15 protein-coding genes are annotated in these 13,641 nt (G+C 61.8%); 2 read left to right on the forward strand and 13 right to left on the reverse strand.

All coding sequences use genetic code 11. From position 1 onward, the window contains the following. Positions 1-14: 14 nt before the first annotated feature. From lipB to PSH73_RS22935, 11 genes are all read right to left on the reverse strand, one after another. Positions 15-662, reverse strand: a complete 648-nt coding sequence (gene lipB, locus PSH73_RS22885) for a lipoyl(octanoyl) transferase LipB (protein WP_057960700.1) — start codon at positions 660-662, stop codon at positions 15-17. After that, positions 662-937: a DUF493 domain-containing protein gene (locus tag PSH73_RS22890; protein ID WP_029292256.1), complete on the reverse strand. Its 276-nt coding sequence runs from the start codon at positions 935-937 to the stop codon at positions 662-664. The genes lipB and PSH73_RS22890 overlap by 1 nt, the downstream gene beginning before the upstream one ends. 85 nt (positions 938-1,022) lie before the next feature. Continuing rightward, positions 1,023-2,180: a D-alanyl-D-alanine carboxypeptidase family protein gene (locus PSH73_RS22895; protein ID WP_057960701.1), complete on the reverse strand. Its 1,158-nt coding sequence runs from the start codon at positions 2,178-2,180 to the stop codon at positions 1,023-1,025. A 182-nt stretch (positions 2,181-2,362) separates the two neighbouring features. Further along, the gene (locus PSH73_RS22900) at positions 2,363-3,358 is read right to left on the reverse strand and encodes a septal ring lytic transglycosylase RlpA family protein (protein WP_057960702.1); all 996 of its coding nucleotides are present in this window, start codon (positions 3,356-3,358) and stop codon (positions 2,363-2,365) included. Beyond that, a complete protein-coding gene (gene mltB / locus PSH73_RS22905) occupies positions 3,358-4,368 on the reverse strand; it encodes a lytic murein transglycosylase B (RefSeq protein ID WP_057960703.1) in 1,011 nt (336 codons plus the stop codon). Before mltB ends, PSH73_RS22900 begins: the two co-directional genes overlap by 1 nt. 17 nt (positions 4,369-4,385) lie before the next feature. Next, positions 4,386-5,489 (reverse strand): rod shape-determining protein RodA, encoded by a 1,104-nt coding sequence (gene rodA, locus PSH73_RS22910; protein ID WP_057960704.1) that lies wholly within the window; start codon positions 5,487-5,489, stop codon positions 4,386-4,388. A gap of 31 nt (positions 5,490-5,520) precedes the next feature. Beyond that, positions 5,521-7,416, reverse strand: coding sequence for a penicillin-binding protein 2 (gene mrdA / locus PSH73_RS22915; RefSeq protein ID WP_057960705.1), 1,896 nt, complete (start codon positions 7,414-7,416; stop codon positions 5,521-5,523). A gap of 15 nt (positions 7,417-7,431) precedes the next feature. After that, positions 7,432-7,899 carry a 23S rRNA (pseudouridine(1915)-N(3))-methyltransferase RlmH gene (gene rlmH / locus PSH73_RS22920; RefSeq protein WP_029292262.1) on the reverse strand — a complete coding sequence of 156 codons (468 nt, stop codon included), beginning with the start codon at positions 7,897-7,899 and terminating at the stop codon, positions 7,432-7,434. A gap of 9 nt (positions 7,900-7,908) precedes the next feature. Next, positions 7,909-8,403, reverse strand: coding sequence for a ribosome silencing factor (gene rsfS / locus PSH73_RS22925; RefSeq protein WP_032861691.1), 495 nt, complete (start codon positions 8,401-8,403; stop codon positions 7,909-7,911). Between the two features lie 70 nt (positions 8,404-8,473). After that, positions 8,474-9,118: a nicotinate-nucleotide adenylyltransferase gene (gene nadD, locus PSH73_RS22930; RefSeq protein WP_057439003.1), complete on the reverse strand. Its 645-nt coding sequence runs from the start codon at positions 9,116-9,118 to the stop codon at positions 8,474-8,476. Continuing rightward, entirely contained in the window at positions 9,118-10,383 is a 1,266-nt protein-coding gene (locus PSH73_RS22935; protein WP_057960706.1) for a glutamate-5-semialdehyde dehydrogenase, read from the reverse strand. The genes nadD and PSH73_RS22935 overlap by 1 nt, the downstream gene beginning before the upstream one ends. Positions 10,384-10,560: 177 nt before the next feature. Here PSH73_RS22935 and PSH73_RS22940 point away from each other — a divergent pair, with 177 nt between their 5' ends. Together PSH73_RS22940 and PSH73_RS22945 are read left to right on the forward strand one after the other, a co-directional pair. Continuing rightward, on the forward strand, positions 10,561-11,244 hold the full coding sequence (locus tag PSH73_RS22940; RefSeq protein WP_128592771.1) for a DNA-3-methyladenine glycosylase: 684 nt from the start codon (positions 10,561-10,563) through the stop codon (positions 11,242-11,244). Between the two features lie 159 nt (positions 11,245-11,403). Then, positions 11,404-12,720: a bifunctional DedA family/phosphatase PAP2 family protein gene (locus PSH73_RS22945; protein ID WP_057960708.1), complete on the forward strand. Its 1,317-nt coding sequence runs from the start codon at positions 11,404-11,406 to the stop codon at positions 12,718-12,720. Position 12,721: 1 nt separating this feature from the next. Here PSH73_RS22945 and PSH73_RS22950 read toward each other — a convergent pair whose 3' ends face one another. Together PSH73_RS22950 and PSH73_RS22955 are read right to left on the reverse strand one after the other, a co-directional pair. After that, on the reverse strand, positions 12,722-12,928 hold the full coding sequence (locus PSH73_RS22950) for a hypothetical protein (protein WP_057439037.1): 207 nt from the start codon (positions 12,926-12,928) through the stop codon (positions 12,722-12,724). 107 nt (positions 12,929-13,035) lie between these two features. Then, positions 13,036-13,626: an LON peptidase substrate-binding domain-containing protein gene (locus PSH73_RS22955; RefSeq protein WP_057439001.1), complete on the reverse strand. Its 591-nt coding sequence runs from the start codon at positions 13,624-13,626 to the stop codon at positions 13,036-13,038. Between the last annotated feature and the right edge of the window lie 15 nt (positions 13,627-13,641).

The raw sequence follows: 13,641 nt of genomic DNA on the forward strand, positions 1-13,641 counted from the left end.
CATCAGTAGTCATATCAGTCGATTCCGCCCGTCAGGGTCGTCTGCTCAGCATAGTCGAGGTGTTTGACGAGCTGCGCGCGCAGCCGGGCACTTACCTCGGCAAATTCTAGGGGTGTTGCGTGATCACTCAACTGGGTCATGGCCAAACCGGCGTAACCACAGGGATTGATCCGGCGAAACGGCGCCAGGTCCATGTCCACGTTCAGGGCCAGGCCATGAAAGGAACAGCCATGGCGGATGCGCAGGCCCAGGGAGGCGATTTTCGCGCCGTCGACATACACACCTGGAGCATCGGGCTTGGCCACGGCAGTCACACCATAACTGGCCAGCAGCTCGATCAGGCAGTTTTCCATGCGACTGACCAGCTCACGCACGCCGTAACCCAGCTTGCGCACATCCAGCAGCAAATAAGCCACCAGTTGTCCGGGCCCATGGTAAGTCACTTGACCACCTCGGTCGACCTGCACCACCGGAATATCACCCGGAAGTAGTAGATGCTCAGCCTTGCCAGCCTGGCCCTGGGTGAATACCGGCGGGTGTTCCACCAGCCAGATTTCGTCGGGAGCCGAGCTGCCGCGCTCATTGGTAAAGCGCTGCATGGCGTGCCAGACCGGCTCGTACGCCATCTGGCCGAGCTCGCGAAAGCCCAGGACCTGCGACATCACAACACCATATGTACGAAACCGGTGGCTCGCAGTTCGCTGTTGATGTCGTAAAGCTGGTCTTGACCGGTCGCAACGATGTGCAACTGGATCGTGGTGTACTTACCGTTGGTGCTCAAGCGCTCATCCACACGGTTGTCGTTGATCGTTGCGTGTTTACGCATGATCTCGAGGATCTTGTCTTTGTTGCCCACACCGGTATCGCTGATCACCTTGACGGGATAGTCCGTCACCGGGAATTCGATCTTTGGCGCCTTTACTTCTTTATCGGTCATGGCGAAACGGCCTCGTAAGCGGTAAGCCGTGGCGACGGGCAAAGCCCCGCGTCGGATCAACGCGGGGCCTTGCGGGTGCACACAATCAGTTGAACAAGCCGTAGAAGAATAGACGGATGCTATCCCACACGCGGCGGAAGATACCACCTTCCTCAACGGCGTCGAGCGCGATCAGATCGGCGCTGTGTACGACTTTGTCGTCCAGCTTCACTTCGACTTTACCGATCACATCGCCCTTGGCGATTGGCGCGGTCAGTTGTGGGTTCATGGTCATGCTGGCAGCCAGTTTCTTCAGCTGGCCTTTAGGCATGGTCAGGGTCAGGTCGTCAGCCAGGCCGGCCTTGACTTGACGCTCGGTGCCTTTCCACACAGGAGCCTGGGCCAGTTCGGCACCCTTCTGGTAGAAGGTCTGGGTTTCGAAGAAACGGAAGCCATAGGTCAGCAGCTTCTGGGTTTCCGCCGCACGGGCCTGTTCGCTGTTGGTGCCGAACACCACGGCGATCAGACGTTGGCCGTCACGCACAGCCGAGGACACCATGCAGTAGCCAGCTTCGTCGGTATGCCCGGTTTTCAGGCCGTCGACGGTCTTGTCGCGCCACAGCAACAGGTTGCGGTTAGGCTGCTTGATGTTGTTCCAGAAGAACTCTTTCTGGGAGTAGATGGCGTAGTGCACCGGGTCGACACGAATGATCGCGCGCGCCAGGATCGCCATGTCATGGGCCGACGAGTAGTGGTCTGGGTTTGGCAGGCCGGTCGGGTTCATGAAGTGACTGTTGGTCATGCCCAGGTCAGTCACGGTTTTGTTCATCATGTCGGCAAATGCATCTTCGCTGCCGGCAATGTGTTCGGCCAGGGCGACGCTGGCGTCGTTACCGGACTGGATGATGATGCCGTGCAGCAGGTCGCTGACGGAGACCTGGGAGCCGACCTTGATGAACATCCGCGAACCGCCGGTGCGCCAGGCGTTTTCGCTGACGGTCACCGGATCGTTTTCACCGATCTGGCCGCGACGGATTTCCAGGGTCGCGATATAGGCGGTCATCAGCTTGGTCAGGCTGGCCGGCGGCAAGCGCTGGTCACCGTTGTTTTCGACCAGCACGTTGCCGCTGGCGGCATCCATGAGCACGTAGGACTTGGCAGCCAGTTGCGGTGGTGCTGGCATCATTTCGACGGCCCAGGCAGCGGGCGCAATGATCAGCGGGACAAGCAGGCACAGGCGTTTGGCTAAGGTGGTGATGTTCATCCGTCTCTCGAAATTGCTTATGGAAACTTGCCCTCGCGGGCAAAACATTCAGACAGCCCGTCACCAGGCTGTCGCGTATTCAGTTGCCAGCTCAACCCTTGCCTTCGGGTTTTTATTATTCGAAGAGCCTGCAACCAGGGCCCCGGCGCGCAAGCGCGCCAGCACCCTCGATCCGCTACTGCTTATTCGGCGCCGACCACGCTGGGCTGGCCCAGGTTGGCCAATCGCACGCTGTTCTGTACCTGGGCAATCTCACCCGCCGAGCCGATGGGGCCCAGGCGTACCCGGTGCAGGGTCTGCTGGTTACGCACAATGGAGCTGATAAAGACTGGCGCGCTGACCATCCCGCTGAGCTTGGACCTTAACAGTTCTGCCGCATCCGGGTTGGCGAAAGCGCCGACTTGCAGGTACTGCCCGCCCGCTGCATTGCCCGGCGCCGCCTGTGGCACGGCCACGACTGGCGCGGCGTGCTGCTGGGGCGGCGGCGTCCACTGCTCGACCTTGCCTGCCGAAGCGGTGATCTGCGGTTGTGCGCTCTGTGGTTCGTTGAGCATCAATGGCGCTGGCTTGCCGCGCTGGGCCCAGTACTGGGCCGGGTCGATGCCTTCAACCTTGACCCGCGCCGTGCCGGATTCGGCATAGCCGAGTTTTTTCGCGGCTGCGTAGGACAAGTCGATGATGCGGTCGGAGTAGAACGGCCCACGGTCGTTGACCCGCAGGATTACCACGCGGTTGTTGTCCAGGTTGGTCACCCGTACATAGGCCGGCAGCGGCAAGGTCTTGTGGGCCGCGCTCATGCCGTACAGGTCATACACCTCGCCGTTGGCGGTGTTCTGCCCGTGGAACTTGGTGCCGTACCAGGACGCGGTACCCGACTGCACATAGTTCTTGGATTCCTGCAGCGGAAAGTAGGTCTTGCCCAGTACCGTGTAGGGGTTGGCCTTATAGTTGCCGGTATGCAGGGTCGGCGTGGCATCCGGGATGCGCGAGACGTCAACGTCCCACCACGGCGCGCCGTCCTTGTGAGCCCGGTTGATATCCAGCCCCGGCTGCGCGCGGACTACCGGGCCACCGGCCTTCTGCGCCGGCGCACGGCTGGTGGAGCAACTGACAACCAGCAAGGACAATGCGGCAAGCGCCACCAGCTTGAGCGGTTTATTGATCGGCGATACCCGCATTACTTGACGCCCCGTGCTTGAACCAGCATGTCTGACAGCTGATGTACGGCCATGGCGTACATCACACTGCGGTTATAACGCGTGATTGCGTAAAAATTCTTCAGGCCCATCCAGTATTCCGGGCCGTCTGCGCCCTCCAGGCGAAAGGCGGTAACCGGTATATCATCGCGCAGCGCATCATGACTTGACCAGCCCAGCGCCCGCAACTCCCCGACGGTTTTCACCGGCTCGATGCCCTGGGTCAGGCCTTCATCGGCGCGATCGCCCGTGACATCGGCGCGAATCACCACCGGCTCGCCAGCCACCCAGCCGTGACGCTTGAAGTAGCTGGCAACACTGCCGATGGCATCATCGGGGTTGCTCCAGATATTGATATGGCCATCACCGTCGAAATCCACGGCGTAGGCGCGAAAGCTGCTCGGCATGAACTGTGGCAGGCCCATGGCCCCGGCGTACGAGCCTTTGAGGGTCAATGGGTCGATCTGCTCTTCACGGGCCAGCAGCAGGAACTCGCGCAGTTCCTTGCGGAAGAATTCGGCACGGGGCGGGTAATCGAAGCCCAGGGTCGACAAGGCGTCGATCACCCGGAAACTGCCGGTATTGCGCCCGTAAAAGGTTTCAACGCCGATAATCGACACGATCACCTGGGCCGGCACGCCATATTCCTGCTCGGCACGGGCCAGTACGGCCTCGTGCTGGCGCCAGAAGTCCACACCCCGCGCCACCCGGGCGTCGGTGAGAAACATCGGGCGATAGTCCTTCCACTGTTTGACGCGCTCGGCGGGGCGAGAGATCGCGTCGAGGATCGACTGCTTGCGCTGAGCCTCGCGGAACACGCCCATCAGTTGTTCGCCGGCGAAACCATAGTCACGCGTCATCTCGCCGACAAACTCGGCGACCTGGGGCGAGCCGTCGTAATCGCCGGCCAGGGCTGGCTGTGCAGCGCCAAAGGCGCCCACCAAGCCCAGACAGGACGCATACCGAGCAGCCCAGCCACGCATTGCTTGCATTGACATCTTCACCTTATTCAAACCTGTGCGATCCACTTGCGATGGGTATGGATCGACATCAAGACCCCAAACGCTGACAGTAATGTCACCAACGAAGTTCCGCCGTAGCTAATGAACGGCAACGGCACCCCAACCACCGGCAGCAGGCCACTGACCATACCGATGTTGACGAAAACGTAAACAAAAAAAGTCATTGTCAGCGCGCCGGCAAGCAATTTACCGAACAACGTCTGCGCTTGCGCGGTAATCACCAAGCCACGCCCGATCAACAGCAAGTAGATCAGCAACAGTGCGCAGATGCCCACCAGGCCGAACTCCTCACCCATCACCGCGATAATAAAGTCGGTGTGGCTTTCCGGCAGGAAGTCCAGGTGCGACTGGGTGCCCAGCAACCAGCCCTTGCCAAACACGCCACCGGAACCGATGGCCGCCTTGGACTGGATGATGTTCCAGCCGGTGCCCAGCGGATCGCTCTCAGGGTCGAGGAAGGTCAGGACCCGCTGCTTCTGATAGTCGTGCATGAAGAAGAACCACATGGCGACAGCCACCGGCACGGCCGCCACCAGCACACTGACAATCCAGCGCCAGCGCAGGCCGCCCATGAACAACACGAATGCACCGCCGGCAAGAATCAGCAGGCCGGTGCCGAGGTCCGGCTGGCGCACGATCAGAATGAACGGAATGCCGATCAGGATCAGGCTGATCCCCACATGCTTGAGCTGCGGCGGCAAGGTGCGCTTGGCCAGGTACCAGGCGATGGTGGCCGGCATGAGGATTTTCATGAATTCCGACGGCTGGAAGCGAATCACCCCCGGGATATTGATCCAACGGGTGGCGCCCATGGCGTTGTGCCCCATGACGTCCACCACCACCAGCAGCAGCACCCCGACGACATACCCCAGCGGCACCCAGCGCGCCATGAAGCGCGGCTCCAACTGGGCGATAACCACCATCGACAACAGGCCCAGGCCAAACGAGGACGCCTGCTTGATCAACAGGTCCCAGTTCTTGCCACTGGCCGAATACAGCACGAACAGGCTACCGGCTGCCAGGGTCAGCAGCAGGATCAGCAACGGGCCATCAATGTGCATGCGTTGCAACAAGGTGGCGCGGCGGCGCATCACATCCTCACTAGAGAGAATGCGGTCGAAATTACTCTTCACGGGCCGTAGCCTCCGCGCTTGAAGGGTTGGCAAACTCAGGCTTGAGCTTGCCGTCCTGGTCCAGCAACCAGGCATCCATGATCTGGCGCACCACCGGGGCGGCCACGCCGGAACCGGACTCGCCGTTCTCGACCATCACCGCCACGGTGATTTTCGGGTTGTCGGCCGGGGCGAAACCGACGAACAAGGCGTGGTCGCGATGGCGTTCCTGGACTTTGGAGCGGTCGTATTTCTCGCCCTGCTTGATTGCGACCACCTGGGCAGTCCCGCTCTTGCCGGCAATCCGATACTGCGCGCCAATGGCCGCCTTGCGCGCCGTGCCTCGCGCGCCGTGCATCACTTGTTGCATGCCGTGGTTGACCTTGGTCCAGTCGGACGGGTCGCGCAGGACGATGTCGGGGATCGGGTTTTCATCCACCGGCTGTTCACCCTCGATGGTCTTGGCCAGGTGCGGACGAATCCACTTGCCTTTGCTGGCCACCAGCGCCGTGGCCTGGGCCAGTTGCAAGGGCGTGGCCTGCATATAGCCCTGGCCGATCCCCAGGATCAGCGTCTCACCGGGGAACCAGGCCTGGCGCCGGGTGGCGCGCTTCCACTCGCGGGACGGCATCAGGCCAGGGGACTCTTCAAACATATCCAGGGACACTTTCTGACCGAGGCCGAACTTGCCCATGTAGGTCGATAAACGATCAATCCCCAGCTTGTGGGCCAGGTCATAGAAGTAGGTGTCGTTGGAACGCATGATCGCCATATCCAGATCCACATAGCCGTCGCCGGTACGGTTCCAGTTACGGTATTTGTGATCGTAGTTGGGCAACATGTAGTAACCCGGATCGTAGACCCGGCTGGAAGCAGTCACGACACCGGCATCCAGGCCGGCAATCGCCACCGCTGGCTTGATGGTCGAACCCGGTGGATACAGACCGCGCAGCACCCGGTTGAACAACGGCCGGTCGATGGAATCACGCAACTCGGCATAGGCCTTGAAGCTGATCCCGGTGACAAACAGGTTGGGGTCGAAACTCGGCTGGCTGACCATGGCCAGGACCTCGCCGGTGTTCGGGTCCAGCGCGACCACCGCACCACGACGCCCGCCGAGGGCCATTTCCGCGGCCTCCTGCAGCTTGATATCCAGGCTCAGAACAATGTCCTTGCCGGGAATCGGGTCGGTGCGCTTGAGCACCCGCAGCACGCGGCCACGGGCGTTGGTCTCGACCTCCTCGTAACCCACCTGGCCGTGCAGCTCCGGCTCGTAGAAGCGCTCGATACCGGTCTTGCCGATATGGTGGGTGCCGCTGTAATTGACCGGATCGAGGGTTTTCAGCTCTTTTTCGTTGATCCGCCCCATATAACCGACCGAGTGGGCAAAGTGCGCCCCCTGCGGGTAATGCCGCACCAGTTGCGCCACCACCTCCACCCCCGGCAGGCGGAACTGGTTCACGGCGATCCTGGCGATCTGCTCTTCAGTCAGCTCAAACAGGATCGGCACCGGTTCAAACGGGCGCCGCCCCTGCTTCATGCGCTTCTCGAAGATCGCCCGGTCTTCCGGCGTCAGTTGCAGCACCTCGACAATCACATCGAGGATCTGCTGCCAGTCACCGGACCGTTCGCGGGTCATGCTCAGGCTGAAACTGGGCCGGTTATCGGCAATCACCACGCCATTGCGGTCGAAAATCAGGCCACGGGTCGGCGGGATCGGCTGCACATGCACCCGGTTGTTTTCCGACAACGTGGAGTGATACTCGTACTGGATCACCTGCAGGTAATACAGACGGGCGATCAACACGCACATCAACGCCACCACCGCGATCGCGCCAAAGATCACACGCGCGCGTACAAGACGTGCGTCTTTCTCGTGGTCCTTGATGCGGATCGGCTGGGTCATCAGGCAGGGCGCAGACTATTTGTGGTAAGGGTGCCCGGACAGGACTGTCCAGGCGCGATACAGCTGTTCACCAATCAGAATCCGCACCAGCGGATGGGGCAACGTCAGGGGCGACAGCGACCAGCGCTGATCGGCCCGCGCGCAGACTTCCGGCGCCAACCCCTCGGGGCCGCCGACCATGAAGTTGACCGTGCGCGAATCCAGGCGCCAGCGATCCAGTTCCACCGCCAACTGCTCGGTGCTCCAGGGTTTGCCGTGCACCTCAAGGGTGACGATGCGCTCGTTGGCACCGACCTTGGCCAGCATCGCCTCGCCTTCCTGACGGATAAAGCGCGCCACATCGGCGTTCTTGCCCCGGGTGTTGAGGGGTATTTCCACCAGTTCCAGCGCCAATTCGGATGGCAGACGCTTGGCATATTCATGCCAGCCTTCTTCCACCCACTTGGGCATGCGTGAACCGACAGCGATCAGACGCAGGCGCACAGCCGTTCCTTATTCCTGGTCTTTGTTGAGCTTGTCGAAGTGCGCGTGACCGACTTCAGGGCTGTGGTGCTTGCCATCGGCAGCACGGCTCTGCTCGGCGCCTTTCCACAGACGCTCCAGGTCGTAGAACTGGCGAGCGTTGCTGGTCATCATGTGTACGATCACGGTGTCCAGGTCAGCCAGCACCCAGTCGCTATCGCCCTTGCCTTCTTCACCCAGTGGCTTGACGCCCTGGGCTTTGACGGCTTCGCGAACCTTGTCCAGCATCGCGCCGATCTGGCGGTTGGAGGTACCGGTGGCGATGATCATGAAGTCGGTGATGCTTTGCTTGTCGCGCACGTCCAGGACCTGGATGTCCTGGGCCTTCACGTCTTCCAGGGCGGCTACGGCCAGCGCGACCAGCGCTTCGCCTTCAGGGGCCGGGACCAGCAGGGCTTCCACTGGCAACGGTGCGCTCTTGAACGTGCCTTTGCGCTTAACTTTGCTTACGTCTTTGTTCGTCATATAAAACTCGTTTTGCTCATTAGTTCGGGCGCTTCAATACACGACTATTCGTGCCTTCAAGCGCGCCTTTTCAGTTCGACGCACGGTAAAGCCCGTGCGCATCGATGTAGGCCAGGACCGCGTCAGGCACCAGGAAACGTACCGACTTACCGCTGGCCAGCAGTTGACGGATCTGGGTGGCGGACACCGCAAGCGGGGTCTGCCAGACGAATGCAATATTCCCGCTCGGCCCGGTCAGGGCCTGTGGGTCACTTACCGACCGCGCTGCCAGCAGGTTGCGCAAGGCATCCGGCGGTTCGCTGTCGGCATCCGGGCGTTGCAAAACCAGGATGTGGCAATGCTGGAGCAACTCTTCCCAGCGATGCCAAGTGGGCAGTCCGCAAAATGCGTCCCAGCCCAAAAGCAGAAACAACTGGTCATCGGCGGCCAACTCGGCCCGCGTCTGTTCCAGGGTGTCGATAGTGTAGGACGGTTTATCGCGTTTGAGCTCGCGGTCGTCCACCACCAACGGGGCAATCCCGGCCACCGCACACTGCACCATCGCCAGGCGCTCCTGCGCGCTGACCTGCGGTGTGTCCCGGTGCGGCGGCCTGGCATTGGGGATCAGCCGCAGCTCTTGCAGCCCGAGGGTATCCGCCACTTCCAGGGCACTGCGCAAATGGCCGATGTGCACGGGGTCGAAGGTACCGCCGAGCAGCCCGATGCGTTTACCCATCAAGTGCGCACATGACCATCGCCAAAGACCACGTACTTCTCGCTGGTCAGGCCTTCCAGGCCCACCGGGCCACGGGCATGCAGCTTGTCCGTGGAAATCCCGATCTCCGCCCCCAGGCCGTACTCGAAGCCGTCGGCAAAACGCGTCGAGGCGTTGATCATCACCGAAGCAGAGTCTACTTCGGTGAGGAAACGCCGGGCATCGCTGAAATGCTCGGAAACAATGGCGTCGGTATGCTTGGAGCCGTAGGTATTGATGTGCTCGATGGCCTGGTCCAGGTCATCGACGATACGAATCGACAGGATCGGCGCCGTGTATTCGGTGTACCAGTCCTGCTCGGTGGCTTCGATCACGTCGCTGCCCAGCAATGCCCGGGTACGCTCGCAACCCCGCAACTCCACGCCTTTGTCACGGTAGATTGCAGCCAGCGGCGGCAACACGCGCTCGGCAATGCCGGCGTGGACCAACAGGGTTTCCATGGTGTTGCACGGCGCGTAGCGGTGGGTCTTGGCGTTATCGGCAATGCGGATCGCCTTGTCGAGATCGGCCGCCACGTCGATAAACACATGGCAGACGCCATCCAGGTGCTTGATAACTGGCACCTTGGCATCGCGGCTGACACGTTCGATCAGGCCCTTGCCGCCGCGTGGAACAATTACGTCGACAAACTCCGGCATGGTGATCAGCGCCCCGACGGCGGCGCGGTCGGTGGTTTCCACCACTTGCACCACTTCAGCCGGCAACTCGGCCACGGCCAGGCCTTGCTGGATGCAGGCGGCGATGGCGCGGTTGGAATGGATCGCTTCGGAGCCGCCGCGCAGGATGGTGGCGTTGCCGGACTTCAGGCACAGGCTCGCGGCGTCGATGGTCACGTTGGGCCGCGACTCATAGATGATGCCGATCACGCCCAGGGGCACGCGCATCTTGCCGACCTGGATACCTGACGGCAGGTAGCGCATGTCGCGGATCTCACCGATGGGGTCCGGCAGCTTGGCCACCTGGCGCAAGCCTTCGATCATGTCGTCGATACGGGCCGGCGTCAGCGCCAGGCGATCCAGCAATGCCGGCTCCAGACCATTGGCCCGGCCGTTGGCCAGGTCCAGCTCGTTGGCAGCGGTCAACTCGGAGCGCGAGGCATCCAGAGCATCGGCGGCCGCCAGCAGGGCACGGTTCTTCTGCGCGGTGCTCGCACGGGCGATCAACCGCGAGGCCTGACGGGCAGCGCGACCCAGGCGGGTCATGTAGTCAAGAACGGACTCAGTCATGGTCTGGTGGGGTCTTGGCAAAGAGGAAAGCGGCAGATTATAGCTGTCGCGCCGTCCTACGGACAGCGGTGAGGGGCGGATGGTCGAAATGAACTGTAAAAACTCGACGTTCAGCGGTGATTAAGGCTGAAGTTGATATCATCCTGTCACATTTGGCCTGCGCAACCGTCCATCGTCATGTCCAGTTCTCCCCCAAAGCTCCCCGCCAACCCCCTGCCGGATGGCTTTTTCGACCGCGACGCGCAAACGCTCGCGAAAGATTTGCTGGGCAAAGTCATCCGCCATCGGGTCGGCGAGTTGTGGCTGTCGGCGCGAATTATTGAAACCGAAGCCTATTATTTGGCCGAAAAAGGCAGCCATGCGTCCCTCGGCTACACAGAAAAGCGTAAGGCTTTGTTTCTGGATGGCGGCCACATCTATATGTACTACGCCCGTGGCGGTGACTCCCTGAACTTCAGTGCCCAGGGGCCAGGCAATGCCGTGCTGATCAAGTCGGCCTACCCCTGGGTGGATGAGGTATCAGGGCCTGCCAGCCTGGCGCAAATGCTCCTCAACAACCCCGACGCCAGCGGCCGTCCGCGCCCGGCCCAGAAGCTTTGCGCCGGGCAAACCCTGCTGTGCAAGGCCCTGGGTTTAAAGGTGCCAATGTGGGACGCCAAGCGCTTCGACCAGGAGCGGCTGTACGTCGAGGATGTGGGCCTGGCCCCCACGCAGATTATCCAGACCACCCGCCTGGGCATTCCCGGCGGGCGCGATGAACACCTGATGTATCGCTTTGTCGATGGCGGCTATGCGCCCTATTGCACACGGAACCCGTTGCGACGCGGCCAGGTCGAAGGCCGCGATTACGTTTTGATTTGAAATATGCCCTGCAGGAATGGGCTTATGTGGGAGCGGGCTTGCTCGCGATAGCATCACCTCGGTCTGTCAGTCATACCGAGTCGCCTGCATCGCGAGCAAGCCCGCTCCCACACAAGCTCGCCCCTATAGAGGGACATCACCACTGATGGAGAGGATTGTATGGGCCCATGGCTCGATGGCATTACTGGCTGGCTGACCCTTAACCCGCAATGGCTGGCCGCGGCGGTGTTTATCGTCGCCTTTGTGGAATGCCTGGCCATCGCCGGGATTATCGTGCCAGGCACGGTGCTGCTGTTTGCGATTGCCGCACTGGCCGGCAGCGGCGCGCTGTCCCTGAGTGAAACCCTGCTGCTGGGCTTGCTCGGCGGGCTTTTGGGCGACGGAATTTCCTACTACCTGGGCCGGCATTTCCACCAGAACATCCGGCGCCTGCCCGGCTTGCGCCATCATCCCGAGTGGATGGACGGGGCCGAGGCCTACTTCCAGAAGTACGGCATCGTCAGCCTGCTGGTAGGACGCTTCATCGGCCCATTGCGCCCCATGCTGCCCATGGTCGCCGGGATGTGTGATATGCCGTTCCCGCGCTTTGCCGCCGTCAGCGTGCTGGCCGCCACCGGCTGGTCAATCGCCTATCTGTTGCCGGGCTGGGCCGCCGGCGCGGCGTTTCGGTTGCCGCTGCCCGAAGGGTTCTGGCCCGAGGCCGGGGTGGTTGCCGCGTGCCTGGCCGTGTTGTTCGGCATCGCCCTCAACAGCACCCTGCGCGGCCATCGCCGGGCCACGTTGTGGATGGGCTGCGCCAGCCTGGCGTTGTTGATCGCGATGTTTATCGGTTATCCGTACCTGAACCATTTTGACCAGGGTTTGATGGCCCTGGTCCAGGAACACCGAGGCCCGGCGATGGACCGGATCATGGTGATGACCACCCAGTTGGGCGAGTTCAAGAAGATGTTCGTCGCCAGCGCGGTGCTGACCGGCCTGCTGCTGCTGGCGCGACAATGGCGCCAGGCGATTTTCGTCGGTGCCACCCTGCTCGGGGCCGCGCTGATCAACACCGGGAGCAAGCTGTTCTTTGCCCGCGGCCGGCCAGAAATCCTCGTCGACCCGCTGACCAGCTTCAGCATGCCCAGCGGCCACGCCTCTGGCTCGTTTGCGTTCTTCCTCGCGCTGGCGGTGCTGGCCGGTCGCGGCCAACCGACCCGCATGCGCCTGGCATGGCTGCTATTGGGCGCCATTCCGGCCGCTGCCATTGCGTTGTCGCGGGTATATCTGGGGGCCCACTGGCCGAGCGATATCCTCGCCGGCACCTTGCTGGCCATGACGGTCTGCGCCTTCAGCCTGACCTTGAGCCAGCGCCACAGCCTGCTGCCGCCCATGGCACCGAAGGTATGGTGGTTGATCGTGCCGGGGTGCGTGGCGGTCCTGGGGTTCTTTGCCCTGACCGGCACCTCCCATGCCCTGCTGCGCTACGCTTATTGAGCTAGGCCGGGCCGACCCAGTCCACGGGAGCGTGACGCCGTTCGGCGCAGCGCTCCCGGCGCTCCAGCAACATTTCATCGGCAATTTCGGCAGCCCGCTCGGCAATGTATTCGGGGCCGCGATCGCGGGCCTGCTGAATCACTTGCGCGGTCACACTGACAAAAAATGCGTCCCAGACCAGTTGCTCCGATGGCGATAATCGAATCATGTTCATTCCCTGATAGTGGTGGCGGAGCCTCCACTATTTCAGGCGATGGGCACGCGGCAACGATGAAAAATCCGAAGCGGTCACGGATTATTCCGAGATAACGGCACTCAAGCGAACAGCTCGCCCTGCAATTCATCCAGCAGCACCTGAATCGCATCCAGGCGCAGTACCGGATCGTCGAGCTGCAGCAGCTCGATCTTGTCGGCGTCGGTAAACGGCAACAGGTAGGCCAGGCGGTTGCCCAGTTCCTGCTGCCCGTGCACGTCGGCGCCCATATCCAGTGAGGCGACCATCGGATGCTCGGCCAATGCCTGCAGCAGGGCCAACAGGTCGGCGTCTTCCTCATCCAACGGGCGCTCGGGCTGCTCTTGCAGCCACTCGACATCGGCGACCAGTAGTTGATCGCGCTGGACCTGCGCCTCCCGCACCCGAAACCTGCGCCCACCCTCGACACGGATCCCCAGCAGGCCATTGTCCTGCTGCTTGAAATCCCGAATCAGCGCTTCGCACCCCATCAATGCATAGCCGTCCGGCGCGAGACCGACTTCCTGGCCATCGAGGATGCACACCACGCCAAAGCCTTCGCCCTTTTTCATACAGCGACTGATCATGTCCAGGTAGCGCGCCTCGAACAGCTGCAGGTCGAGTGTGCAACCTGGAAACAGCACAGTATTGAGAGGGAACAGCGCCAGACTCATAAAGCGTTCCTTAAA

The sequence above is a fragment of the Pseudomonas sp. FP2294 genome (genome assembly GCF_030687625.1).
Classification (GTDB): domain Bacteria; phylum Pseudomonadota; class Gammaproteobacteria; order Pseudomonadales; family Pseudomonadaceae; genus Aquipseudomonas; species Aquipseudomonas shahriarae.

Coding starts and splice junctions, on each gene's coding strand:
- lipB (WP_057960700.1), bottom strand. CDS start 662: ATGTCGCAGGTCCTGGGCTTTCGCGAGCTCGGCCAGATGGCGTACGAG.
- PSH73_RS22890 (WP_029292256.1), bottom strand. CDS start 937: ATGACCGATAAAGAAGTAAAGGCGCCAAAGATCGAATTCCCGGTGACG.
- PSH73_RS22895 (WP_057960701.1), bottom strand. CDS start 2,180: ATGAACATCACCACCTTAGCCAAACGCCTGTGCCTGCTTGTCCCGCTG.
- PSH73_RS22900 (WP_057960702.1), bottom strand. CDS start 3,358: ATGCGGGTATCGCCGATCAATAAACCGCTCAAGCTGGTGGCGCTTGCC.
- mltB (WP_057960703.1), bottom strand. CDS start 4,368: ATGCAAGCAATGCGTGGCTGGGCTGCTCGGTATGCGTCCTGTCTGGGC.
- rodA (WP_057960704.1), bottom strand. CDS start 5,489: ATGCGCCGCCGCGCCACCTTGTTGCAACGCATGCACATTGATGGCCCG.
- mrdA (WP_057960705.1), bottom strand. CDS start 7,416: ATGACCCAGCCGATCCGCATCAAGGACCACGAGAAAGACGCACGTCTT.
- rsfS (WP_032861691.1), bottom strand. CDS start 8,403: ATGACGAACAAAGACGTAAGCAAAGTTAAGCGCAAAGGCACGTTCAAG.
- nadD (WP_057439003.1), bottom strand. CDS start 9,118: ATGGGTAAACGCATCGGGCTGCTCGGCGGTACCTTCGACCCCGTGCAC.
- PSH73_RS22935 (WP_057960706.1), bottom strand. CDS start 10,383: ATGACTGAGTCCGTTCTTGACTACATGACCCGCCTGGGTCGCGCTGCC.
- PSH73_RS22940 (WP_128592771.1), top strand. CDS start 10,561: ATGTCCAGTTCTCCCCCAAAGCTCCCCGCCAACCCCCTGCCGGATGGC.
- PSH73_RS22945 (WP_057960708.1), top strand. CDS start 11,404: ATGGGCCCATGGCTCGATGGCATTACTGGCTGGCTGACCCTTAACCCG.
- PSH73_RS22950 (WP_057439037.1), bottom strand. CDS start 12,928: ATGATTCGATTATCGCCATCGGAGCAACTGGTCTGGGACGCATTTTTT.
- PSH73_RS22955 (WP_057439001.1), bottom strand. CDS start 13,626: ATGAGTCTGGCGCTGTTCCCTCTCAATACTGTGCTGTTTCCAGGTTGC.